We start from the raw sequence: 25,358 nt of genomic DNA on the forward strand, positions 1-25,358 counted from the left end.
AATTAATTGTTTTGAGTTCTCAACATTAATCTACAAATATGATCTACCTCTTCTAATGTTAAATCATGATACATTGGTAAGCATAATACTCGTTTTGAAATATTGTCTGTAATTGGCATTTCAGTAGGTTCTAAATAAGGTAATGCTGATGCTAAACTAGGGTAAAAGTAGCGACGAGTTCCTATTTCATTTAATTGTAAAACCTCTTTACATTTTAGTAACAATTCTTCACTTTCAATAATAATTGGGTAATAAGAATTATTATTGGCAGAGTTTGCATACCATTTAGGTCTATAATGGTTAAATCCTTTTAATTTTTCGTCATATCTATTGGCTATTTGCTGACGCTTATTTTTAATCTCATCAATATGATTTAAATTAACAATACCCATAGCTGCATGAAATTCTGAATTTTTACCATTAATCCCTAATTCAGAAAACGAATCAAAACCAGAAATTCCAAAGTTTCGAATAGATGCTAGTTTTTTTAATAGATCGGGATTTGATGTAGTGATTAATCCTCCCTCAATACTATGATACAATTTAGTTGCATGAAGGCTACAAGTAGAAATATCACCAAATTCGAATATGGATTTTCCATTAACTTCTACACCAAATGCGTGTGCAGCATCATAGATAACTTTCAAATTATGTTTTTTTGCTATTTTTTCAATAGCTATTACGTCACAAGGATTTCCATAAACATGAGTTGCCAAAATAGCTTGTGTATCTTTAGTTATAGCAGCTTCAATTTTTGAAGCATCTATACATAATGTTTCTTCATCTATATCAACAAAGACTGGCGTACAACCTTCCCATACAATAGTAGAGGTTGTAGCTACAAATGAAAAGGGTGTTGTTATAATTTCCCCCTTTAGATTAAGTGCTTTTATCGCCATCTGCAAAGCGATAGTACCATTTGTTACAAATAATAGGTGATTAACTTTAAGATAATCCTTCAAGTTCATTTCCAGTTGACTCGCTAAAGGTCCCATATTAGTTAACCATTGTCTATTCCAAATACCTTTAATAAAATTTTGGTATTCTTCTTGTGGAGGTAAAAAGGGTCTAGTTACAGGTATCATAATTAATAGAAGTTAGCATCCAATAATAGAGAGTTTCCGGGTCTTATTTTTCGACCACTATTAAAAAAGTCGGATTCAATAACAGATAGAACTTTGGCATTAACAAGAACATCACAAAAATCTTTAGGACTGGTTGTCTTGTGAGAAATTTGATATGAGAAAAAATAATTTTCAGCTCTTAGATTGAATTTTGGAATATCAAGTATGATTTCTTTATTACTTTTAATTTCAAAACGCATTTCATCTGAAACCCATGTGACAATTTTATTTTCATACTTATCTGAAAATCCACATGCAATGATTAGATTGTTAAAGTCAATATTAGCATGATTTTCAATCGTAAATTTAATTTTAAGAGCATCTCCAGATAATATTTCGGATGTTGGTTGCCCAAGATTGTTATAAAAAATAATATCGGTTACCTCGACTTGTTTATTTCCTATTTTATCTTTTCTAGATTGTATTGCTTCCTCGTAGTTACCAGCAGTGTCAGATAAGTAACGAGAAATGGTATCTTCTATTTCTCCAACATATTCCAAAGTTCCATTTTTCATATAGACACCAGAATCGCATAAACTTTTTACCGCGCCAATGTTATGACTTACAAAAAGTACAGTTCTTCCTTCACCTTTTGATACATCATTCATTTTGCCAAGACATTTCTTCTGGAACTCGGCATCGCCCACTGCTAAAACCTCATCAACGATTAAGATTTCCGATTCTAAATGTGCGGCAACAGCAAAAGCTAAGCGAACATACATACCAGAAGAATAACGTTTGACAGGTGTGTCGATATAACGTTCTACTCCTGCGAAATCTACGATTTCATCAAACTTACGTGTGATTTCTTTACGTGTCATTCCAAGAATAGCACCGTTCAAATAAATATTTTCGCGACCTGTCATTTCGGGATGAAAACCAGTGCCAACTTCTAACAACGAAGCAATACGTCCTTTGTATTTGATAGAACCTGTTGTTGGTTTTGTTACACGAGAAAGCAATTTCAATAAGGTTGATTTACCTGCTCCATTACGCCCAATAATCCCAACAGCCTGCCCTTGTTCTATTTGGAAATTAATATCTTTAAGTGCCCACACATAATCTGATGCACCTTTTTGAGTTCTATCATTAGTCTCTCCAATTTTTAGATAAGGATCTTCCTGTCCTCTAATATTGGCCCACCATCTTACAATATCATGTTGTAATGATCCAGTTCCCACTTCACCAAGTCGATACTGTTTCGAAACATTTTCGACATCTAAAACAATATTTTTTGACATAAATAAATTCTTAAAAAAATTAAACAGTATCCATGAACGATTTTTCAACTTTATTGAAAATGAATGTGCCAATCAATAATACAATAAATATGAAAATAGTGGAGTAGAGCAACATACCAATGTTAAAATCACCCACACCAAGGTAAGCATATTTGAAGCACTCAAAAATTCCGGTTAATGGGTTGTAGTCCGCAATCCATCTGTAATTTTCGGGTATTGAAGATACGGGATAGACAACAGGTGTTATATACATATACAAAGAGACGCCAAAACCTAATAACATCGATAAATCTTTATATTTTGTTGTCATAGACGAAAAGATCATACCTGTTCCCATAGCAAATGCTGCCATTAAAATAATTAAAAAAGGTGTTGCTAATATCCATAAATTAGGATGCACATTTTTGTCTACTATAAAATAATACAAAAGAAAGCCAACAAATAAAAGGAATTGTACCGCAAATTGCATCAAGTTGGATGTTACAATAGCCAAAGGCATAACCAATCTTGGAAAATAGACCTTTCCAAATATTGAAGCGTTACCTCGGAATACATTGGACGTGTTATTAAGACAAGACGAAAAATAATTCCAAAGGATAACTCCAGATAGATAAAAAGGGATTTTCGGAGCACCATCTGTAGATAAATTAGCAATGTTACCAAAAACAATCACATACATGATGGTTGTGAAGATAGGGTTTATAAAAAACCACAAAGGGCCTAAAATAGTTTGTTTAAAAGAAGTAACGAAATCTCTCTTGACCAACATATAGACCAAGTCTCGATAATTCCAAACTTCTTTTAAGTTTAAAGAAAATAGAGAATGTTTGGCTTCAATTACTTGAGACCATTTTTTATTATCATCAATTGTGTTGTTCATGTGTTTTATTTGACTAAGTTTTTCAAATAGCTACCATAGCCACTTTTACCATATTTTTCTGCGGATTTTAAAAGTTGTTCTTCGTTAATGAATCCTTTGCGGTAAGCAATTTCTTCGATACAAGATATTTTGAAACCTTGTCTTTTTTCAAGAACACGTACAAATTCTGATGCTTCGTGTAAAGAGTCAAAAGTTCCTGTATCAAGCCACGCTGTTCCGCGACTCATCACGCCAACTTCTAGCTCCCCTTTTTCCAGGTATATTTTATTAATATCGGTAATTTCTAATTCGCCTCTTGAGGATGGTTTTAGATTTTTTGCATATTCTACAACAGAGTTGTCATAAAAATATAAACCAGGCACCGCAAAATTAGATTTAGGTGTTGTGGGTTTTTCTTCAATGGAAAGCGCATTGTTGTTTTTATCAAATTCTACAACGCCATAACGTTCAGGGTCAGATACTTGATAAGCAAATACACAACCGCCTTTAAGCTTTGTTTTGCTTTCCAAAAGTTGAGGTAGGCCTGTACCATAAAATATGTTATCTCCCAAAACCAATGCAACAGAATCGTCTCCAATAAAGTCTTCTCCAAGGATAAATGCTTGTGCTAATCCGTCTGGAGATGGCTGTATTTTGTACTCAAAACGACAACCTATTTGAGAGCCGTCTCCAAGAAGTCTTTGGAAAGCTTCCTGATCATGAGGCGTAGTGATAATTAAAATCTCACGAATTCCAGCTAATAACAGTGTGGAAATCGGGAAATAAATCATGGGTTTATCATATACAGGCATTAGTTGCTTGCTGACCGCGATTGTTAATGGGTATAATCTTGTGCCTGATCCTCCAGCGAGAATGATTCCTTTCATATTTTGTGATTATAGTGAAATAAGCTTCAAGGTGTCTCAAAGCTTATTATTCGGTTATTAGTTATATTGCTTTTCGTAATATTTTTGATAGTCTCCAGAGGTCACATGCTCGAGCCATTCTTTATTTGATAAAAACCAGTCGATTGTTTTGGAAAGGCCTTCTTCAAATGTTACAGATGGTTTCCAGCCTAGATCTTTGTTAAGTTTTGTCGCGTCTATTGCATAGCGTTTGTCATGTCCTGGTCTGTCTTTCACAAACGTAATGAGCTTTTCTGAAAAACCAACAGATTTGCCTGTTTTTTCGTCAACTTGCTTGATGAGTTCTTTTACAAGGTCGATGTTTTGCCACTCGTTCCAACCGCCAATGTTGTAGGTTTCACCAGTTTTGGCTTCATGAAAAATCTGGAAAATTGCTTTTGCATGATCGATAACATATAGCCAATCTCTTGTGTATTTTCCGTCGCCATATATTGGTAAAGGTTTTTCGTTCAGTATGTTAGAGATGCAAAGTGGAATCAGTTTTTCTGGAAAATGATTTGGCCCATAATTATTCGAACAATTAGAAACGATAAATGGCATGCCATACGTGTTCCCATAGGCTCTTACCAAATGATCGGAAGCCGCTTTGCTTGCAGAGTAGGGTGATTTTGGATCATAAGAAGTTTCCTCGGTGAAGAAACCTGTTTCTCCTAGCGCACCATAGACTTCGTCTGTAGAAACATGATAGAACAGATTGGTTCTCGTTTCATCAGGGAAATTACCATGTTGATGGTCAGGATTTAGTGCCCAAAATTCTTTAGCCAAATTTAACAGGTTAGCTGTACCATTCACGTTGGTGTTGATAAAAGCATTAGGATCGGTAATGCTTCTGTCGACATGAGATTCCGCCGCTAGATGTATGACGGCGTCAGGATTATGCTTTTCAAAAACTTTTCTAAGTTCTTCAGGTTTTGTTATATCAGCTTTTTCGAAAATGTAATTAGCTTCATTCTCGATATCTTTTAAATTTTCTAGATTTCCAGCATAAGTTAGGGCATCTAGATTGATAATTTTGGTGTTGGGAAGGTTCTTAACAAATTCTCTTACAACATGAGATCCGATAAAACCTGCGCCACCTGTTATGATAATGTTTTTCATATTAGTTTTTTACGGTTTTTCTACCGATTGATTTATAAAAAAATCCGTGTTGTTCTGGAACTTCTAGAGGGAACATATTACGACCGTCAAAGATGATTTTGTTTTTCATTTTGGATGCCATAAGTTCAAAATTTGGATTTTTAAACTCGGGCCATTCCGTTGCGATTAACAGACAGTCAGCATCTTCTAATGCGGAATACATGTCTGTCGCGTATTCGATTTTATCACCGATAACTTTGCGAACATTAGACTCCGCAATTTTATCATAAGCTATGATTTTTGCGCCTTTATCAAGAAGGATTTTGATGTTGTCCAAAGATGAAGCTTCTCGGATATCGTCTGTATTTGCTTTAAATGCCAAACCCCAAAGCGCAATTTTTTTACCACTAAGGTCATTAAAATATTTCTCGATATCGCTTGTTAAAATAACTTTTTGAGCATTGTTAACTGCTTCTGTAGATTCTAAAATTTTGAAGTTAAAATTTTCATCTTTTCCAGATTTTATTAAAGCTTTTACATCTTTCGGAAAGCATGAGCCTCCATAACCAATGCCCGGGAACAAAAACCGGTGACCAATACGATCATCGCTTCCCATGCCCAATCTCACTTTGTCAACATCGGCACCTACCAATTCGCAATAATTTGCGATTTCGTTCATAAAAGTAATTTTTACAGCCAAGAAAGAATTAGCTGCATATTTTGTGAGTTCTGATGATTTTTCATCCATGAAAATTATTGGAATTCCCGTATTGGTAAATGGCTGATAGATTTGTGCCATAATGTTTTTTGCTCTCTCAGAACTGCAACCTACAACAACTCTAGCAGGATTCATAGAGTCTTCAACCGCAAAACCTTCTCTCAAAAATTCTGGATTGGATACAACGTCAAACGGAATATCTGTTTTCGATTTGATAACTGCCCCCACTTTATCCGCTGTGCCTACTGGGACAGTTGATTTGTTAACCACAACTTTATAGTCGGTCATCATTTTGCCAATGTCATTAGCGACTTTTAGAACGTATGACAAATCTGCTGATCCATCTTCTCCTGGCGGTGTTGGAAGTGCCAAGTAGATAACTTCACTTTTGTCTAAAGCTTCTTTAAGATTGGTCGTGAAAAATAAACGATTGGCTTGTATATTTCGAAGAAACATTTCCTCAAGGTTTGGCTCGTATATTGGGACGATACCTTGTTTCATGTCTTCAACTTTTTTTTCATCAATGTCTACACAATATACAGAATTTCCCAATTCTGCTAAGGTTGTACCAGTTACTAATCCTACATAACCAGTTCCTACAATGGTAATATTCAATGTTTGAGTTTTTAAATTTTGTACAAAGATAATTTTTTTTAACATATTTATAATGACTTTAGTCTTTTTCGTGATTTTAGTACAGTTTAATTTTTTTGTTAAATGTTAAGAAGCTTGTTGATGTAAAGCCTTAAAATTCAATATAATTTGGATTTTTTTAAAAAAAGACTTACATTTGCAGAAGATTTACGGAACAGAATGAAAAGGCCTTCGAGAGAGAGCCTTTTTTCGTAGATGTAATTCATGAGAAAATATGAGTTTTAGAGAGAAAGTAGAAGCTTTGGTGGCTTCTTATTTAGAGGAGAGAGAGGATTTGTTTTTGGTTGATCTTAAGATTTCGGCAGATGACCAAATAACAATTATTATCGATGGAGATCAAGGGGTTAATTTACAAGATTGCTTGGATGTTAGTCGCGCTGTCGAGTTTAATCTTGATCGCGAAGAGCATGATTTTGGGCTTCAGGTGATGTCTCCAGGCTTGTCGGAGCCATTGACTTTGGTGAGACAATTCAGAAAAAATCTAGGAAGAGAATTGGATGTTCTTCTGACTACAGATGAAAAAATCCAAGGAGAGTTGATAATGGTTGATGATGAGTCAATCACTTTGATGTTGAGATATCGCCGTCCAAAACTTATTGGAAAAGGTAAAGAAGATGTCGAAGAAGAAAAAGTAATAAGCCTTGCTGATATCAAAAAGGCTTTGGTGGTAATTAAATTTTAATAAAGAAAAATATTAATCAATGGATAATTTAGCTTTAATTGAAGCATTTGGCGATTTTAAAGAAGTAAAAAATATTAGCAAAATTGATTTGATGGCAATCATAGAAGATTCTCTTAAAACACTTTTGAGAAAAAGATATGATTCTGACGATCATTTTGATGTTATTGTTAACCCTGATAAAGGCGATTTTCAAATTTTCTTGAATAAGAGAATTGTTGAAGATGAGATGTCAGAAGATGATGACTTAGAAATCGAAATTTCTGAAGTTAGAAAAATTGACTCAACTTTTGAAGTTGGTGAAGAATATACACAAGAAATTCCTGTGGCTAAATTAGGCCGTAGAAACATCTTGACGCTTAAGCAGATTTTAGCAACTAAAATTCAGGAGCATTTTAATGCAGCTTTGTACGAGCAATTCCGCGACAGGATTGGACAATTGGTAGTTGGAGAAGTTCACCATATTCGTCACAAACATGTTATCATGTTGGATGATGAAGGTAACGAGTTTATCCTGCCAAAAGAAAACCAAATCCCATCTGACTTCTTCAAAAAAGGTGACAATGTTCGTGCAATTGTTGAAAGTGTTGACTTTAGAGGGGCAAAACCACAGATTATCATTTCAAGAACTTCACCGAAGTTTTTAGAGCAATTATTAGAATTAGAAATTCCTGAAATCCAAGACGGAACCATCATACTTAAGAAAGTAGTGAGAATTCCAGGTGAAAAAGCGAAAATCGCGGTTGACGCATACGATGACAGAATTGATCCAGTAGGAGCTTGTGTAGGGGTAAAAGGTTCAAGAATACATGGTGTGGTTAGAGAATTGCGCAATGAGAATATCGACGTAATTCAATGGTCAAAAAATCCGGAAATTCTTGTTAAAAGAGCTTTAGGAAATATCATTATTAATAAAGTAGAAATCAACGAGGAAGCCAACTATGCATTGGTGTATACGCCCGTTGAGGAGATTTCTAAAGTCATTGGTAAACAAGGACAGAATATTAAACTAGCCTCTTGGTTGACAGATTTTGAAATTGATGTTTACAGAGAAAAACAAGAAGACGACGATGTAGAGTTGACAGAGTTTACTGACGAGATTGAAGATTGGGTGATTGCAGAATTCAAAAAAGTAGGATTAGAAACCGCTAGAAGTGTTTTAGATAAAGATACAGAAGCCTTGCTTAATCTTGTTGATTTGGAAGAAGAAACCATCCAAGAAGTTAAAGAAATTTTGAGAGCAGAACTAGAAGATTAATTCTCAAAATTAGTCTTTGAAATATCCTATTAAAAAGTAAAGTTAAAATAGTAGTACCTTTGCTACGACAACTAAAATAAAGAAGTAAATTTAAATATGCCAAAAATTAGATTAAATAAAGCGGTTAAAGAACTTAACATTTCAATACCACGTGCTGTAGAATATCTACAAGGTAAGGGTATTGAGGTTGACAGTAATCCCAACGCTCTATTAGAAGAACAGGCATTTTCTGCATTAGAAGCTGAGTTTCGCAAAGATGGCGAACAAAGAAAAGCTTCTCATGAGGTGGTGATTTCTAAAGTTCCAGACGAAAAACTGGAAATTCAAGAAGCAAAACCTGAGGTTATAAGAGCCAAAGCTAGCGTACCCGAAACTAAAATTTTGGGTAAAATAGATCTTGATGCACAAAAACCAGTAGAAGAGGTGGCTAAGCCAGTTGTGGAAGATGCTGTGCCTGCGAAGCAAGAGGACAAAAAAGAAGAGAAACCAGAACTTAAAATTGTCGATAAAATTGATTTGTCGCAGTTTGAAACAAGGCCAAAAGCTGCCAAAAAAGAAGTTTCTAAAAAACCAAAAGCTGAAGAAGCACCATCAAAAACTGAAGAAGTGAAGCCAAAAGTTGAAAAGCCAATTGAAGCTAAACCTGCAACACAACCAAAAGTTGAAGCACCTGCAAAATCTGAAAAAACAGAAGAACCGGCAATAACATCTTCAGAACCTGATAAAATCGAAACGGTTTATCAAAAACTAGATGGTCCCAAAATCTTGAAAGAGAAAATTGACCTATCACAATTCGCAACAAAACCAAAATCTTCTAATGCTGGCGGACCAAACGCTGCTAAGAAGAAAAGAAAAAGAATTGAAAAACCAGGTCAGCCAGGAGCCAACAACCAACAAGGCGGAAATAATAATAACGCAGGAGGACAAGGCGGTAACAACCAAGGTGGCAACAGATTTGGTAACAATAATAACCGAGGTGGTCAAGGTGGCAACAACCAAGGTGGAAACCGTGGTGGCAACAATAACCGTGGTGGCCAAGGTGGAAATCGTGGAGGCAACAATAGAGGCGGACAAAGAGTGATGCCTGTTGAGTTGACAGATGAACAAGTTAAAAATCAAATTAAAGAGACTTTAGAAAAACTGACCAACAAAGGCGGTAAAAATAAAGGAGCTAAACACAGAAAAGATAAACGTAATTGGAGAAGAGAGCAAGATGAACTTCAACAAGAACGTGAAGCACAAGATACAACGCTTAAAGTAACAGAGTTTATTACGGTTAACGAGTTAGCCAGTCTTATGGACGTTAGTCCAACAGAGGTTATCTCTGCCTGTTTCTCGTTAGGAGTTATGGTAACGATGAACCAGCGTTTGGAAGCGGATACTTTAACATTGGTTGCCGATGAATTCGGTTATAAAATTGAATTCTCTGATGCTGATCTTGAGGAATCAATCGAAGATGAAGTTGCAGATTCCGAAGAGGATTTGTCAACAAGAGCGCCAATTGTAACCGTAATGGGACACGTTGACCATGGTAAAACATCTTTGCTTGACTACGTTCGTAAAGCAAATGTTATAGCAGGTGAATCGGGAGGAATCACTCAGCATATCGGTGCGTATAATGTTAAACTAGAGAATGGTCAGAAGATTACCTTCTTAGATACACCTGGTCACGAAGCCTTTACAGCGATGAGAGCGCGTGGTGCTCAGGTTACTGATATTGTAATTATCGTAATTGCAGCAGATGACGATGTCATGCCACAGACCAAAGAGGCTATTGCCCATGCGCAAGCAGCTGGCGTACCTATGATTATTGCAATTAACAAAGTAGATAAACCAAACGCTAATCCAGATAATATCCGTCAACAACTTTCAGGGATGAATATTCTTGTAGAAGAATGGGGAGGAAATGTACAATCGCAAGAGATTTCTGCTAAGTTTGGTAACAACGTAGATTTGTTGCTTGAGAAAGTATTACTTCAAGCGGAAATGTTAGAGCTAAAAGCTAATCCTGATCGTTCAGCAAACGGTGTTGTAATCGAAGCTGCATTAGATAAAGGCCGTGGTTATGTGTCAACAATGTTGGTTCAGAACGGGACTTTAAAAGTAGGAGATTATATCGTTGCGGGTAAAAACCATGGTAAGATTAAAGCCATGTTGGATGAGCGTGGAAAACCCATGCCAAGTGCAGGGCCTTCTATTCCGGTAACTATTTTAGGTTTAGACGGTGCGCCAACGGCGGGTGATAAATTCCGAGTTTACGAAGACGAAAAAGAAGCTAAAAATATTGCAAACAAACGTGAGCAACTTCAAAGAGAGCAAACACTTCGTACTAAGAAACATCTTACATTGGATGAGATTGGGCGTCGTATTGCACTAGGGGATTTCAAAGAGCTTAATATTATTCTTAAAGGTGACGTGGATGGTTCTGTTGAAGCATTGTCAGATCAATTACAGAGATTGTCTACAGCTGAGATACAGGTTAATATATTACATAAAGGCGTTGGTCAGATTACAGAAAGTGATGTCTTATTAGCCGCCGCATCGGATGCGATTGTTATCGGATTTAATGTAAGAGCAAGTGTTAATGCAAAAGATATTGCAGATAAAGAAGAGGTAGAAATTAGAACATATTCTATTATCTATGCTGCTATCGATGAAGTGAAAGAAGCGATGGAAGGCATGCTTTCTCCAGAGATTAAAGAACAAGTAATTGGTAACGTAGAGATTCGCGAAGTGTTCAAGATTTCTAAAGTTGGTACTATTGCGGGTTGTATGGTTCTTACAGGAAAAGTAACCCGTAACTCAAAAGTTAGACTTCTTAGAGATGGTATCGTGAAATTCGATGGCGAGCTAGAAAGCTTAAAACGTTTCAAAGACGATGTTAAAGAAGTTACCAAGGGCTATGAGTGTGGTCTTAATTTAAAAGGTTACAACGACATTGAGGTTGGCGACATTTTAGAAGTGTACGAAGAAATCTCCGTGAAGAAGAAACTGAAATAAAAAATACTATTCAATGAATAATAGGCTGCTAAGATCATTAGCGGCCTATTTTATTTTTATTAATAATCGTTTTAATTTAAGAATTAACTTGTAAAATAAGACGTGATATAATGTTGTTTTCTTTTTGATTTTAATAAATGTTTAAGAAAGTTTTAAAATTAATTTGGTGTATTAGGAAAAAATTAACATATTTGTAGCTTATAATATCAAATTAGTGTTAATATGAACGTGAAACTACGAGTTTTAAGCGCTGGGGCTATTTTCTTTATGGGGGCCTCAATGTTTTCACAACAAAAAAAATCCGATACGATAACTAATGCTATTGAGGAGGTAGTTATTTTAGGTACGTATGGTATCAAAGAGACCCAAGAACAAAAAGTAGGTTCTTATTCATTAGTTTCTGCTAAAGCCTTAGAAAAGCCTGTTGCGATATCTGTTGATTTAGCCATTGCAGGGCAAGTTTCGGGAGCTGTTATTAGTTCTAATAGCGGACAGCCAGGGTCAAATGCAAAAGTGCTTATCCGGGGTATCAGTAGTCTTAGTGGGGATAATCAACCACTTTATATTATTGATGGTGTTCCGGTTACAGTTGGAGATCAAGCTGGTGTTGCAACCTCTTCCAATGGTTTGTCATTAGTGGATCCTTCAGATATAGAGTCAGTAGAGGTTTTGAAAGATGGTGCAACAACATCACTTTATGGATCTAGAGGGGCTTCTGGTGTTATCATTATTAAAACCAAATCTGGTAAAGGTGGTAGAGGTAAGCTAACTCTTAATATGGAGTATGGTATGGGAACTGCTGCCTACGAGAAGTATAGTTTTATGAATGCTTCACAACAGATGCAGTCTTTGGTAATGGGTTATATGGGGAACGGAGAGTCTTTGGAAGCTGCTACTAATAGTGCAAATGCAATTTTAAGAAATTGGGATGGTACTGTAGATACGGATTGGGAAAAAGCAACAAGACGCTCTTCAACAGGTTTGTACAAATATGGTCTTAATTACTCTTTCGGGAATGAAAAAATCAAAGGTTATGCTTCGGTTGGTTCTACGGAACAAGAAGGTATAATTCGTGATGCATTATATAGAAGAATTAATGCAACTGTAAAATTGAATGCTAAGCTGTCAGATAAAATTAATGTAGCATTTTCTAATATCGTATCTAGAGGAACACAGTGGGGACCATTAGATTATGGTTATTTTGCAAACCCTGTATTGAGTTCTAGATTTGCTTCTCCTACGAGTCCTATTTATAATAAAGATGGTTCTTATAATCTTGATATCGTTACTTCTGCAGGTGAAGATTTTAACCCTGTAGCTATTCAGAATATTAACAGAAGAAAGTCAGCGGTTACAAAGATACTTTCGTCTTTTGGTTTGGATTATAGCATTATGAGTAATTTGAGATTCTCTACTAATTTGGGAATGGACTACAATTACTATGATGAGTCAGAATATCGTAACCCAGATTTTGGTGATGGTAACAACCCAACACAAGGTATTATGGGGTTAGCTTTGCAGAGTGATTTTAGCTATACTACATTGAACTGGTCAAACTTCTTACACTACGATTGGACAATTAATGACGACCATAAAATTAATTTATCTGCAGGGACAGAATATACGCAATTGTGGACAAAACGTTCTCAATCTGCTTCTACAGGTTTTGCAAGTGGACACTATGAGCAGAATAACTTGCAGTGGGGACCAACACCATACATGGCTTGGTCTTATAATGAACAAAGTCATTTGATTGGTCTTATTGGAAGAGCTTCTTATGGTTACAAAGATTTGTTCAATGTAATGGGATCATTCAGAAGAGATAAATATTCACACTTTGGAGATGATAGAAAAGAAGGTAATTTCTGGGCTACTGGAGCTAATGTTAATCTTCATAAATTAGGAAACATTGGAAATTATTTTAATGAGTTAAAAGTAAGAGCGAGTTATGGTGAAGTGGGGAACATAGGAGCTATCCAATATCTTTCTCGTCCAACTTTAGGTGTTGCCAATTATATGCTAGAAAACGGGATGGCTATTAACAATCCTGGAAATGAAGATTTAGGTTGGGAAAAATCTAAAAAATATAACATCGGTTTAGACCTTGGTTTGGTTCAGAATAGATTGAAAATATCTTTAGATGTTTACAAAAATATTGTAACAGAACAGCTAACAACACAAGTGCCTAATGCACCTTCTACAGGTTTTGGTAACTTAGTAGGAAATGCGCTAGGGCATGAGTCAAAAGGTATTGAATCAACAATCTCTTATGATGTGTTCAAGAAAGGAGATTTCAACTGGACAATTAATGCTAACTATGGTTATAACAAATCAGTTGTTACTAAGATTTTAGGACCTTATGTCGGTGTAGATGGATTTAAAAGATATGTTGTAGGGCATAATCCAACAGAGTGGTTCTTGTCACATTATGCAGGTGTTGATAAGTCTAATGGAGATGCATTATGGTATACTGATGCTACCCATACGCAGTTAAGTAACGGTTCTGGTACGAGCGCTTCAGTATTAAGAGACTTTACAGGTAAAAATGCATTACCAGCGCATACTGCAGGATTAACAAATACATTTAGTTATAAAAATTTAACATTAAGCTTATTATTCACTTACCAAGGAGATTTCTATGTGTATGATCTTTGGGGAAGATATTTTGATAATGATGGTCAAGGTGTGAAAGATAATAAGGTTGTAGATGTGTTAAATAGCTGGACGCCAACTAATACAAATGCGGATAGGCCTCAATATAGAGCGGGTAACGCGGTGCCGATGTATCACTCTACAAGATATCTATATAAAGGAGATAATATCAAGCTAAAGAGTGCGGAACTTGGCTATAAACTAACTAAAGATCAAATGAAGATTGATGGTATTAATAATGTGTACCTTTATGTAAGAGGTGTTAACTTATTAACATTTGCATTTGATAAAAACTTGCCTTTCGATCCAGAATCTAATAGCAATCACATGGGAACCATTGGAGGTATGGGATTATACGATCAAACAATGCCATTGATGAGACAATTTATGGTGGGTGCAACGATTGATTTTTAATTAAAACTCTAACAACGATTACAATGAAAAATAAAATTATATTATCACTATTTTTAGGTTCATTATTATTTTCTTCTTGCTCGGACAGCATGTTCGAAGAAAATTATTCTGAAGCTGGGCTTGTAGTAGTGGATGAAAATGCAGTTAGAACTAATGCTGACTTAGAAATGTCAATTAAAGGTCTATATGCGAAATTATCTAGTTCTAACGGTTTCGGTGGAGATCATTTCACTTACCAAGAACTTACAGGAGATATTGGATTCGTTTCTCAATCTAACTCTGGTTATTTTGTGGGAACAAACGGTGGAACACACATCCAAGTTGATGGTGGCGCCGGCGGAGGACTTTGGGCAACTTTTTACAACACAATTGCTAATGCTAACTTCGTACTAAGTTTTGAAGGTAAGCTTCAAGAAGATGAAAATGCAATTCATAAAAATGAAGAATTATTTGCTCATGCAAAAATTATTAGAGCATATAACTATTTAGCATTATTAAGCTATTTTTCACCAAATTACGGTGAGGGAGATCAAAGTCTTGGGGTGCCTTATTCAACAGTTTTTGATATCAAGGCTAAATTACCAAGAGAAACTGTTCCTACAGTAATTAATAATGTTATTTCAGAATTAGAAGGCGTATCAGCATATTTTGAACAAAATGGTATCAGCGAAGGAATTTATGATTTCAAAAGATCATTTAGTCCACTTGCAGTTGAAATGCTATTGGCACGTGCTTATTTATTCAAAAAAGACTATCCAAAAGCTGAGTACTATGCTCAGAAAGTTATCGACGATACCAATATTCCTTTCTTATTGAGAAAAGATGTTGCACAATTCTTTATTAATGGAGAAGAAGCAGCTTATGAAACAATTTTTCAATTGGAATTTAACTCCGTTACACCGCAAGGTTTAACAGATTATTGGGGAACCAATGCGAGATACAAGCAAAACTTTATGGCGCGAAAATTCTGGGAGGCTTCAGGACTTAAAGTTCCTACTAATAGCGCAAAACGTGATGCAAGAGCATTCAGTTGGTATATGACCAATAATATTGTAACAGGATATCCAGATAATCCGAAACCTATCGATGTAAGAAAATACTTATCAGGATCGAGAGATTTAATCCAGCTAAGAAAGTCTGAAGCAGTTTTCATAAAGGCGGAAGCACAGTTTCATTCTAATCCAAGCTTAGCTTCTCAAACGGTTACTAATTGGGTTAAAGAATACCGCTTCCCAGACTATGTGCCAGCGGTTACATCAGGCCCAGGTGTTTTGGATGAAATCTTAACACAAAAAGCTATGGAGTTTTTCCTAGAAGGTCTTCGTTTTTCTGATTTGAAAAGAAATAACAGAGCGGTTGTTAAGTATCAAACAAACTCTATGGGACAACCATTAACAGAAATACCAGTTGGAGATAGAAGATTTATTTGGCCAATTCCATTTAGTGAAATCCAAAACAATCCAAATATTACACAAGCTCCTGGATACTAAATTATATTAATTCGGAGTAATATTATATTACTCCGAATTAAAAAAAATATTTATATTTGAATATCATTTAAAATTTATTATTATGAAAAAATTATTACTTTCTTTATCTGCTTTAGCAATCGGAGGTTTATTACAAGCACAAACCCCAGGATGGGATGGGATGCAAACAGGTGCGCCATCTTTGCATTACCCATATGCAATGTCTGTTATTGATGCTAACACAGTTTGGTTTGCAGATCATGCAATAAGCAGTGCTCCGGACCAAGGGAAATATACAACAAAAACTACGGATGGTGGTGCAACATGGACGAATATCGCAATAACAGGTATTCCTAGTGCGGCTACTTTAGGTGACTTTAGTGCAGCTTCAGCTACAACTGCTTGGGCTGTTTCCTCTGGCTCTGGATCACAAAATGGTGTTTGGAAAACAACAAATGGTGGTACATCTTGGACTAAGCAGACTTCTGCTGCTTACGGAGGCCAATCATTTGCTAACATCGTTTATTTCTGGGATGAGAACGAAGGTATCTCCGCTGGTGACCCTGTAGGCGCTAATTTTGAAATGTACAAAACTACTAATGGTGGTACAAACTGGACAAAAATAACGAATGCACCTGCGCATGCTGGTGATTTCGGTTATACGCATATTAGATTTGTTACAGGTAATAATATTTGGATGGGTACAGATACAGGACGTGTATTATATTCTCCAGATAAAGGCGCTACTTGGCAAACATTCCAGTCACCAGCATTAGACTTTGGTGGTGTTACTACAGCTGGAAGTTTCGCAAACATGGCTTTTAAAGATGCATCAAATGGTCTTCTTCAAACGAATGATAGTGGGGTAGTTGGTCTTTGGAAAACTTCTGATAGTGGAGCGAATTGGACTGAGGTGTTCCCACAAGGAAACTTCAATGGAGAAAATATCGCTTATGTGCCAGGTACAGCTAATACTTATGTAAGTACAAGTGGAGACGGAGCTTCTTATTCTCTTGATGGTGGAGAAAACTGGGTAGATATGGAGTTCCCTGCAGGGGAGGCGCCGTATGCTGGTGCAGTTCAATTTATAAGTCCTACAGTTGGTTATGCTGGAGGGGCGAGCGAGGCTGCTGTTGGAGGCGTGCCTATTAGTGCAATGTATAAATTCAGAGGACAATTCTTAGCAGTATCAGATGTTAATGCTTCTAAAGCTAAATTAACAATTGCTAATAACCCTGTAGGTGATAAAGTTGAATTAAAGTCAACTAAAGAAATTGTTACTGCAACAGTAATTGATATGGCTGGAAAAGCTATAAAAAGAGAAAATGCAGCGTCATTCAATGTTTCTAATCTATCAAAAGGAACTTATATTATCCAAGTTCAATATAAAGACGGAAGTTTTGAAAACACTAAGATGATTAAGAAATAATTTAATTATTTATAACACACGAGCCACCAAATTAGTAATTTGGTGGCTTTTTTATTAAATATTTATGTGTTAAATTTTTGGATATGTTAAATATTATTAACATATTTGCGCCGAGTAAATATTAAATAGTGTTAATATGAATGTAAAATTAAAAGTGTTAACTGCTGGGGTGTTGTTTTTTACAGGACAAGCAGTTTTTGCACAACAAAAAGCAAAAGATACGGCTACAACCTCAATAGAAGAAGTCGTTCTAGTTGGTTATGGAAAACAGAAAAGAACTGATGTAACAGGATCAATTACTACAGTTAAGTCAGAAGCTCTTCAAGAGCAGCCAGTATCGTCGGTTGAGCTTGCATTGCAAGGTAAGGCACCAGGTGTACAAGTTGCAAGTACTGGAGGAAGAGCAGGGAATACTACTAAGATTAGCATTAGAGGGAATGGTTCTTTAAGTGCTTCAAATAATCCATTATACATTATTGATGGAGTTCCCCAAGAATCTATGGGTAATTTGTCTCCTGACGATATAAGTAGTATGCAGGTTTTAAAAGATGCAGCTTCGAGTGCTATTTATGGTTCAAGGGCTTCTAATGGTGTGGTTTTGATTGAAACAAAAGCAGGACGATATAATGGAAAACCAACAGTTTCTTTCTCTAGTTCTTATGGTATTCAAGAGATAATTAAAAGACCTGATCTGTTAAACGCTGAACAATACAGACAAGTACATGAAGCAGCAAGATTGAATTATCTTAGTGATATTCAAAAAGGAATTTTAGCATCTCCTGCTACTGGATCAGTAGGGTATTTAGGACTTAATAATCCAATGACGGATACTGGAATTAATACTAATTGGATGGATTATGTATTAAGAACTGGGGTTATTACAAATAATCAAATTAGTTTTACTGGCGGTACAGATAAATCGAAAATGTATTTGTCAGTATCTCATATTGATCAAGAAGGTATTATCCAACAAGATAAATATCAGATAGCAAGAGTTAGATTGAATGTAGAGCAAAAGATGACAGATAAGTTTAAAATAGGAATGAATTCTTATTTTACATATACTAGTTCTAATCCAATTGCTGATGATAACAATACTTACCAACCGTGGAGTAATGCTATGAATGCGGCTCCAAATCAAGCTGTATATGGTGCCGATGGTAGACCTAATAGGAATCTTAATACGAACAATCCTTTATGGGCTTTTGAAAGACAAGTTAGTGATAAATGGCAGAATATCGGAGCTAATTTCTTTGCTATTTACAACCCAATTAAAGAAATTACCTTAAAAACTTCCATTAGTGGAAATATTGCTTCAAATCGATACAATAGATTTGATGCGCCAAGTACAAGAAGAGGAGAGAAAGAAGGAAAACCATGGGGTTATGGATATTATAGTACGCAAAATAATAGAGATTTTTTAATTGAAAATACAGCGTCCTATGATAAATCTTTTGTAGATAATAAATTGAAGCTTAATGTTTTGGTTGGACAGTCATTTCAACGTTGGGAATATGAAGATTCTTATGTAGCAGGGGAGAACTTTCCGTCGGATAATTTACCATGGTTAATATCTGCAGGAACTATAAACCAAGGAAGAAGTTATTTCACTGCAATGTCTTTAGCCTCGTTCTTTGGTAGAGCACAAATAACTTGGGATAATAAGTATAATTTAATGTTATCAACAAGATATGATGGGTCCTCTAAATTTAGAAAAGGAAATAAGTGGGGTAATTTCCCAGCAGCATCCATTGGGTGGACTGTGTCAAATGAATCTTTCTTTAATGTACCTGCAATTAATGAATTTAAATTGAGAGCGTCTTATGGATTTACTGGAAATCAAACAGGAATTAGTTATGCCGCTGGACAAAATCTTATTTCGGGTGGACAAAATCATAATCAAAACCCTGGTTTAGCCGTAACTGATTTATACAACCCAGATTTGAAATGGGAAAAAGGAAAATCTATAGATGCAGGATTTGATTTATCAATGTTCAATAGAAGACTAAATCTAACAGCAGATTATTATGATAAAACGACAAATGATTTGTTATATAGAATGCCTGTAGGTCAAGAAAGTGGATTTTTAAACCAACTACGTAACGTAGGTTCTATTAACAATAAAGGTTTTGAGGTAGCCTTAGATGCTAAAATAATTAAGGGTTCTATGTTTACATGGGATTTTGGAGCTAATTTCTCATATAATAAGAATACTGTAGAAAAAATTGGAACTAAAGCTGGTCAATATACAACTGGATTTGTTTCTATCGTTAAAGAAGGCGAGTCTCTGGGATCATTTTATATTCTTGAATCTTTAGGAGTTGCAAAAGAAACTTATCAATATAAAGATGCTACTGGTAAAGTTACTAAAACAGTACAAGCTGGAGACATGATTTATAAAGATGTTAACGGTGATGGTATTATTAATAATAATGATAGACAGGTCTTCAGTGGAGGTATTGCGCCAATGTATGGTGGTTTAAATACAAGAATTGCTTATGGAATTGTTGATTTATCAATTAATGCACAATACTCTATCGGGAAAAAAGTATATGCGATGTACAAAGAGAAAAGTGTTAGTGGTGCAGCAACAGGTTATCCCTCTTTCTCAACCAATATGATAGGTGAACAAATGGATTATTGGACACCAGAGAATACAGATACTAATGTACCTCGTCCACATTTGGCTAGTGCTACTTCATCATGGAATAATCAAAAGTCTACAAGATTTTTAGAAAATGCAGACTATTTAAGAATTACTGATATTACTTTAGGGGTAAATCTTAAAAATGAACATTTAGGATTCATTAAATCAATGAGAATTTATGCTCAGGTTAGAAATGCATTTACTTTTACGAAATATAGCGGATTAGATCCTGAAACTTATTATGTGGATCAAACTGTTGGTTCTTCACAAACTACCACTGATACAACTAAGATATCTTCTGGTGTAGACATCAACGGAATTCCAAATGTTAAAATTTATAGTTTAGGACTAAATGTTAACTTCTAAAATTAATTAAAATGAAAAAATTAAGTATATTACTATTGTCATTTGGTTTACTTTTTACTTCATGTGAAAAAGAACTAGACATTAAATCTGAAGTTGCTTTGGATGGAAATTCTTCACTGTCTTCGTCAGATATTGATAAAATATTAACAGGAACCTATAAGAAAGTAATGGAGCCAAGTAATTATCCTTACTTTAACGTTATGGCCTCAGAAATTATGGGTGATAATTATAAACCATTCAAATTTCAATTTATTCAAATACAATATCTTTCTGAACATACTACACCGCCAGATGATATTATGCTAAGTTATTTTTATAAAGATTTCTATGCGGCTATCATGAGAGCACATACTGTACTTAAAGTACCAACTGCATCTAATTCTCAAAAAGGAAAAGCAAGATATGTAAGAGCATTAAGTTATTTAAGACTTTATGATTTATTCGAAGGCGTTCCGGTAGTAGATGAGAATTATGATGGTTCTCCAGTTAAGGCTAATACTCCCAAAGAAGTTCTTAATTTTATTATTGAAGATTTGAAGTATGCTAAAGCTAATATTGAACCAATCAATGTGGGGAACCAAGATTCAAAACTAACTCCAACTAAAGAAGCGGCATCTGCTTTGTTAGCTAGAGTATATAGAATGAACGGTGATCTTGCTAGTGCAGGTGTTGAAGCTGAAGAACTAATTAAAAGTGGTAAGTTTGCTATATCAGATAATCCTAAAAATAATGATAATGAGGTAATCATGAAGTTTGCTGGTAACTTAGCAGAAGCTAATGGTTCATGGGGTTGGATTATGAGCTACGATGCTAGAACTTGGAATTGTTTCGGTGTGTCAGATCAAATTATTGCTTTATTAGGGCAAGATGACACTAGAAGAGTTCTTTTCGATATTGATGAAGCACCACAAACAGGAAATTTCATTTTTTCTAATAAATATTCAAGAGCTGATGATTCGGATTTATTGATTTCAAGAATTCCAGAGATGTATCTTATCTCTGCTGAGGCTGGTAATTCAGCTAGATTGACTGAACTTCAAAGCAAAAGAAAATCATCATTGTCTTTAGATGACGAAAGAAGATTGGAATTGTCTTTCGAATGGGTAAGATGGTCTGATCTAAAATTGAAAGGGGAACCATATAAATTGCCTTTCCCACAAGGAGCTATGGATGCTAATGATTTATTAGGTAAATAATAAAAATTATCATTATTAAAAAGCTGCCTTTCAATTTATTGAAAGGTAGCTTTTTTTGTTGCTATCTTTACTTTAAAATTTTTATTATAAGGAGTTTTTAAGCATTCATAAAAATCCGTTACTTTTGTATTTCAAAACTTTCGAATGAGATACATTCTTTTAGCATTCCTTTTTGGTGTTCAGTTTTTGTCTGCGCAGATTATAACCAGCAAAGACGGCACAAAAAAAAGCGAAGATACTTTGGTTGTGGTTTCGGGCACAAAAGACTCGCTGGAAATTTTTAAACCAACAATTAATGATTACTTGTATCAAACACAGTTTTCACAAAAGAAACTTTTTGATACAAGCTTTTCTATTTCGCGATCCTATGCGTTTACCCAATTCAATAACCGCGATAACTTCGGGAAAATTCAGTTTGTAAATATAGGTTCGGGTTTTCAACCACTGATTTTTGAAACCAATAAAGAGCAAAATCTTTCGGTGCTTCCTACCAACAAATCTTTTTTTATTTTAGGAGCCGATGCTATCAAATATTATGATGTCAAAACGCCAACAGCAACGTTTGTCTATCACAATGCGATGCGAAATGGCGCAGCATTGAGTTCAACTTACACGCAAAATGTAGGAAAAAATTTCAATTTTGCGATAGAATATATGGGATTGCGCTCTCAGGGTTTGTACAGAAATAGTTTGGCAGCGTCAAACAATAGCATATTTTCTGCGCATTACAAATCCAAAAATGAAAAATATGAAGCCTTCGCGCATTACATTCATCAAAATATAAACAATGAAGAATATGGTGGGATTGCAGATATAGACGTTTTTCTTAGTGGAGATTCTCGTTTTAAAAACCGCCAAAATTTGGAAACCAATCTCAGTGATGTGACTTCCAGATTGTATTACAGACGCTATTATTTCAGTCACGAGTTTGCGCCTTTGGATCCTGCAAAATATCCTTTTAAACTTAGACATACGATCTCGCATCAGGGCAACAAATATTATTTCAGTCAAGCTTCAGTACATCCTTTCCTTGGAGACGATGTTATTAATGGTTTTGCCTTGTCGTCCAAGAAATATTCTGATAACTTGAGTAATACCTTCAGTTTAGTTTGGGATAAAGAAAACTTCAAATTGGATGCAGGTGTTCGTCATCAAAACATCACTTTTGGGAATCTTTATCCTTCCGACTCATTGGCCATTCCAGGTACTTTGAAGGAAAACAGGTTCGGTGCTTTAGGAAATTTGGAAATCAAACTTTGGAATCGTTTTCAATTAAAATCTTTTCTTGAATTTTCTAACGGTAATACATTCGGGACTTTTCTTAAAACGACAAATTTAGTTCAGTTCGAGCCCATTAAAGATTATTTCGTAGATGCCCATTTTAACTTCCAAAGTGCAGTGCCTAGTTTTAATAATTTGTTGAACACCTCGATTTATGGACATTACAATTACTATCTTAATGATTCAAAAAATGAAACAACGACAGAGCTGGGTGCAAAACTCCGTTTAAAATGGTTTGACTCAAATATTTATGTTAATTTGGTACGTGTTGACAATTACGCTTATTTTGATAAAACTGGAAAATCTTTACAAGCGCCGGATGCACTCAATATCACACAAGTTGGTGGAGAAGCGACTTTACGTTACGGAAAATTTAACCTCAATGGTCGATTACATTTCCAAAATGCAATTTCGGGGAAAGATTATTTTCCGATGCCGAGCTTTATAGGCCGCGCTAATTTGTATTATCAAACCAAAGCTTTTAAAGATGCTGCCGAAATACAAGCGGGCATTAAAGTTTATTATTTCACAAAATTTGCATCACGCGATTATTCGCCAGTTCTTAACGAATTTATGCTTCCCAATGACAGAGCTTATTCCATCGGAGGCCAGCCGATTGCAGACGCTTACTTTAATCTGAAAGTGAAACGTATGTTCTTCTATATCGAAGCGCAACATTTTAATACGACATTTTTACAAAACAAATCTTATACAGCGCCATATTTTCCGATTTATGATTTTCGGTTGAATTTGGGAATCGTTTGGTACTTATTTAGCTAAATTCAAGAGGATGAATTTGGATTTTAATCATATCAAAAGTATTCCGCAACTTATCAAAGATTTTCTAAGTGATAATCTAGATTTTGCGGCTTCAAAACCTTTTAGTTTTGAAACAATTTCTCAACAAATTGGAGAAAAAGAAAAATCTTACTCGCCCAAAGTTCGTGAAGCTTTGCATCAAAGTTTGACCAAACAATTGCATAACCAAAATTTGTCATTTTTACAACAACAAAATTTGGATTTGTTAAAGCAAGATAATACGTTTACGATAACAACAGGTCATCAACTGAATCTTTTTACAGGGCCTGTTTTTTTCATTTATAAAATTTTACAAACGATAAAAACGACCGAGGAGCTAAAGAAACAATTTCCAACTAAAAATTTCGTTCCTATTTTTTGGATGGCTACAGAAGATCATGATTTTGATGAAATAGACCATTTCAAAACCGAGCATCATTTTTATCAAACCAAAGCCAAACAAGGCGGTCCAGTTGGACGAATAAAAGTTGAAGATCAATATTTTATTTCCGAATTTGAAAAAGAGTTTAAAGATTTTGTGTTCGGTACGGAGTTAATTTTGATGATGAAGGAAGCCTACAAAGTGGGAAATACCTTCGCGGAAGCAACCAGAATTATCGGACAAAATCTATTTGCAGATTATGGGTTGTTGATGTTGGATGGCGACGACAAAGCTTTGAAAGCCTTAATGATCCCTACTTTTAAAAAGGAATTATTAGAGGAGCAACTTTTTAAAACAACTTTGGAAAGAAGAAATCTTTTAGAAAAAAAATACCATAAAGTTCAAGTAAATCCTCGTGCGATTAATCTTTTTTATCTTTCGGAAACCCGAAATAGAATTGATCGGCAAAATGATAAATTCGTTGTTCTCGACACAGACATCAATTTTACAGAACAAGAAATTTTAAAAGATTTAGAAACGAATCCTGAAAAATTTAGTCCCAATGCGGTGCTGCGTCCTGTTTATCAAGAAAGTATTTTGCCTAATCTAGCTTATGTTGGAGGAAATGCCGAAGTTATGTATTGGCTAGAACTTTCAGATTATTTTGCATCGGTTGATGTGCCGTTTCCAGTGTTGATTCCGCGTAATTCTTTATTGTTTTTAAAAGAAAAAACCTTTAATAAAATTGAAAAACTCAGTTTAAATATTTCGGAGTTTTTTGAAGATTTTGCGAGCATTATAAAAAAACATTTGTTGGAAAATCAAGCTTTACACGAGCTTTTAATATTGCAAGAAGAAGAACTAAAAAAGCGTTTCTCTGTTTTGAAAGAAGAAGCTTGGCAGACCGATGTGACATTTAAAAATTTGGTGGAAGCCGAAGAAACACGACAACTAAAATCTTTGAAAAGAATGCAACAAAGATTGCTTCGCGCAGAGAAAATCAAGCATTCTGAAAAACTAAAACGCTACGAAGATATTTTTCTAGAAGTCCATCCTGGAGGGATTTGGCAGGAACGACAATACAACTTTTCGGTTTTTTATGCGGACGAAGGACCAGATTGGCTAAAATCTTGTTACGAACTTATGAATGTTGAAAAATCAGAATTGATCGTTTCGCATTTAATTTGA

General features: G+C 35.1%; 16 protein-coding genes. 10 read left to right on the forward strand and 6 right to left on the reverse strand.

The genetic code is table 11. The annotated features are described in order from the left end of the window. Positions 1 to 2: 2 nt before the first annotated feature. Genes G6R40_RS11115 through G6R40_RS11140 form a run of 6 tightly spaced genes read right to left on the reverse strand, consistent with a single transcriptional unit; the run spans position 3 to position 6,560 of the window. Positions 3 to 1,085: a DegT/DnrJ/EryC1/StrS family aminotransferase gene (locus G6R40_RS11115; protein WP_165135371.1), complete on the reverse strand. Its 1,083-nt coding sequence runs from the start codon at positions 1,083 to 1,085 to the stop codon at positions 3 to 5. 2 nt (positions 1,086 to 1,087) lie between these two features. Beyond that, the gene (locus tag G6R40_RS11120; protein WP_165135374.1) at positions 1,088 to 2,365 is read right to left on the reverse strand and encodes an ABC transporter ATP-binding protein; all 1,278 of its coding nucleotides are present in this window, start codon (positions 2,363 to 2,365) and stop codon (positions 1,088 to 1,090) included. Between the two features lie 19 nt (positions 2,366 to 2,384). Next, positions 2,385 to 3,245: an ABC transporter permease gene (locus tag G6R40_RS11125; protein WP_165135377.1), complete on the reverse strand. Its 861-nt coding sequence runs from the start codon at positions 3,243 to 3,245 to the stop codon at positions 2,385 to 2,387. A 5-nt stretch (positions 3,246 to 3,250) separates the two neighbouring features. Further along, positions 3,251 to 4,111, reverse strand: coding sequence for a glucose-1-phosphate thymidylyltransferase RfbA (gene rfbA / locus G6R40_RS11130; RefSeq protein ID WP_165135380.1), 861 nt, complete (start codon positions 4,109 to 4,111; stop codon positions 3,251 to 3,253). A gap of 57 nt (positions 4,112 to 4,168) precedes the next feature. Continuing rightward, positions 4,169 to 5,248, reverse strand: a complete 1,080-nt coding sequence (gene rfbB, locus G6R40_RS11135; RefSeq protein WP_165135383.1) for a dTDP-glucose 4,6-dehydratase — start codon at positions 5,246 to 5,248, stop codon at positions 4,169 to 4,171. A gap of 1 nt (position 5,249) precedes the next feature. Then, positions 5,250 to 6,560 (reverse strand): UDP-glucose dehydrogenase family protein, encoded by a 1,311-nt coding sequence (locus G6R40_RS11140; protein ID WP_165135386.1) that lies wholly within the window; start codon positions 6,558 to 6,560, stop codon positions 5,250 to 5,252. A 253-nt stretch (positions 6,561 to 6,813) separates the two neighbouring features. Between G6R40_RS11140 and rimP the strand changes: the two genes are divergently transcribed. The 10 genes from rimP (at position 6,814) to bshC (ending at position 25,358) form a co-directional block, all read left to right on the forward strand. After that, a complete protein-coding gene (rimP, locus tag G6R40_RS11145; protein WP_165135389.1) occupies positions 6,814 to 7,281 on the forward strand; it encodes a ribosome assembly cofactor RimP in 468 nt (155 codons plus the stop codon). A 19-nt stretch (positions 7,282 to 7,300) separates the two neighbouring features. Continuing rightward, complete coding sequence (gene nusA, locus G6R40_RS11150) at positions 7,301 to 8,536, forward strand: transcription termination factor NusA (protein ID WP_165135392.1); 1,236 nt, start codon at positions 7,301 to 7,303, stop codon at positions 8,534 to 8,536. 96 nt (positions 8,537 to 8,632) lie between these two features. Next, positions 8,633 to 11,536 (forward strand): translation initiation factor IF-2, encoded by a 2,904-nt coding sequence (infB, locus tag G6R40_RS11155; protein WP_165135395.1) that lies wholly within the window; start codon positions 8,633 to 8,635, stop codon positions 11,534 to 11,536. A gap of 222 nt (positions 11,537 to 11,758) precedes the next feature. Continuing rightward, positions 11,759 to 14,602: a SusC/RagA family TonB-linked outer membrane protein gene (locus tag G6R40_RS11160; RefSeq protein ID WP_165135398.1), complete on the forward strand. Its 2,844-nt coding sequence runs from the start codon at positions 11,759 to 11,761 to the stop codon at positions 14,600 to 14,602. 23 nt (positions 14,603 to 14,625) lie between these two features. Beyond that, entirely contained in the window at positions 14,626 to 16,092 is a 1,467-nt protein-coding gene (locus G6R40_RS11165) for a RagB/SusD family nutrient uptake outer membrane protein (protein WP_165135401.1), read from the forward strand. 82 nt (positions 16,093 to 16,174) lie between these two features. After that, positions 16,175 to 17,500 (forward strand): T9SS type A sorting domain-containing protein, encoded by a 1,326-nt coding sequence (locus G6R40_RS11170; protein WP_165135404.1) that lies wholly within the window; start codon positions 16,175 to 16,177, stop codon positions 17,498 to 17,500. Positions 17,501 to 17,636: 136 nt separating this feature from the next. Then, complete coding sequence (locus G6R40_RS11175) at positions 17,637 to 20,513, forward strand: SusC/RagA family TonB-linked outer membrane protein (protein WP_165135407.1); 2,877 nt, start codon at positions 17,637 to 17,639, stop codon at positions 20,511 to 20,513. Between the two features lie 11 nt (positions 20,514 to 20,524). Continuing rightward, on the forward strand, positions 20,525 to 21,709 hold the full coding sequence (locus tag G6R40_RS11180; protein ID WP_165135410.1) for a RagB/SusD family nutrient uptake outer membrane protein: 1,185 nt from the start codon (positions 20,525 to 20,527) through the stop codon (positions 21,707 to 21,709). A gap of 144 nt (positions 21,710 to 21,853) precedes the next feature. Further along, positions 21,854 to 23,770: a putative porin gene (locus tag G6R40_RS11185; protein WP_165135413.1), complete on the forward strand. Its 1,917-nt coding sequence runs from the start codon at positions 21,854 to 21,856 to the stop codon at positions 23,768 to 23,770. 10 nt (positions 23,771 to 23,780) lie between these two features. Beyond that, positions 23,781 to 25,358 (forward strand): bacillithiol biosynthesis cysteine-adding enzyme BshC, encoded by a 1,578-nt coding sequence (bshC, locus tag G6R40_RS11190; RefSeq protein WP_165135416.1) that lies wholly within the window; start codon positions 23,781 to 23,783, stop codon positions 25,356 to 25,358.

Origin of the sequence: Chryseobacterium sp. POL2 (assembly GCF_011058315.1) — a bacterium.
In the GTDB taxonomy this organism is placed as follows: domain Bacteria; phylum Bacteroidota; class Bacteroidia; order Flavobacteriales; family Weeksellaceae; genus Soonwooa.

What these genes read in the sequence shown, in the direction of transcription:
- G6R40_RS11115 (WP_165135371.1), bottom strand. Translation starts at nt 1,085, where the DNA reads ATGATACCTGTAACTAGACCCTTTTTACCTCCACAAGAAGAATACCAA.
- G6R40_RS11120 (WP_165135374.1), bottom strand. Translation starts at nt 2,365, where the DNA reads ATGTCAAAAAATATTGTTTTAGATGTCGAAAATGTTTCGAAACAGTAT.
- G6R40_RS11125 (WP_165135377.1), bottom strand. Translation starts at nt 3,245, where the DNA reads ATGAACAACACAATTGATGATAATAAAAAATGGTCTCAAGTAATTGAA.
- rfbA (WP_165135380.1), bottom strand. Translation starts at nt 4,111, where the DNA reads ATGAAAGGAATCATTCTCGCTGGAGGATCAGGCACAAGATTATACCCA.
- rfbB (WP_165135383.1), bottom strand. Translation starts at nt 5,248, where the DNA reads ATGAAAAACATTATCATAACAGGTGGCGCAGGTTTTATCGGATCTCAT.
- rimP (WP_165135389.1), top strand. Translation starts at nt 6,814, where the DNA reads ATGAGTTTTAGAGAGAAAGTAGAAGCTTTGGTGGCTTCTTATTTAGAG.
- nusA (WP_165135392.1), top strand. Translation starts at nt 7,301, where the DNA reads ATGGATAATTTAGCTTTAATTGAAGCATTTGGCGATTTTAAAGAAGTA.
- infB (WP_165135395.1), top strand. Translation starts at nt 8,633, where the DNA reads ATGCCAAAAATTAGATTAAATAAAGCGGTTAAAGAACTTAACATTTCA.
- G6R40_RS11160 (WP_165135398.1), top strand. Translation starts at nt 11,759, where the DNA reads ATGAACGTGAAACTACGAGTTTTAAGCGCTGGGGCTATTTTCTTTATG.
- G6R40_RS11165 (WP_165135401.1), top strand. Translation starts at nt 14,626, where the DNA reads ATGAAAAATAAAATTATATTATCACTATTTTTAGGTTCATTATTATTT.
- G6R40_RS11170 (WP_165135404.1), top strand. Translation starts at nt 16,175, where the DNA reads ATGAAAAAATTATTACTTTCTTTATCTGCTTTAGCAATCGGAGGTTTA.
- G6R40_RS11175 (WP_165135407.1), top strand. Translation starts at nt 17,637, where the DNA reads ATGAATGTAAAATTAAAAGTGTTAACTGCTGGGGTGTTGTTTTTTACA.
- G6R40_RS11180 (WP_165135410.1), top strand. Translation starts at nt 20,525, where the DNA reads ATGAAAAAATTAAGTATATTACTATTGTCATTTGGTTTACTTTTTACT.
- G6R40_RS11185 (WP_165135413.1), top strand. Translation starts at nt 21,854, where the DNA reads ATGAGATACATTCTTTTAGCATTCCTTTTTGGTGTTCAGTTTTTGTCT.
- bshC (WP_165135416.1), top strand. Translation starts at nt 23,781, where the DNA reads ATGAATTTGGATTTTAATCATATCAAAAGTATTCCGCAACTTATCAAA.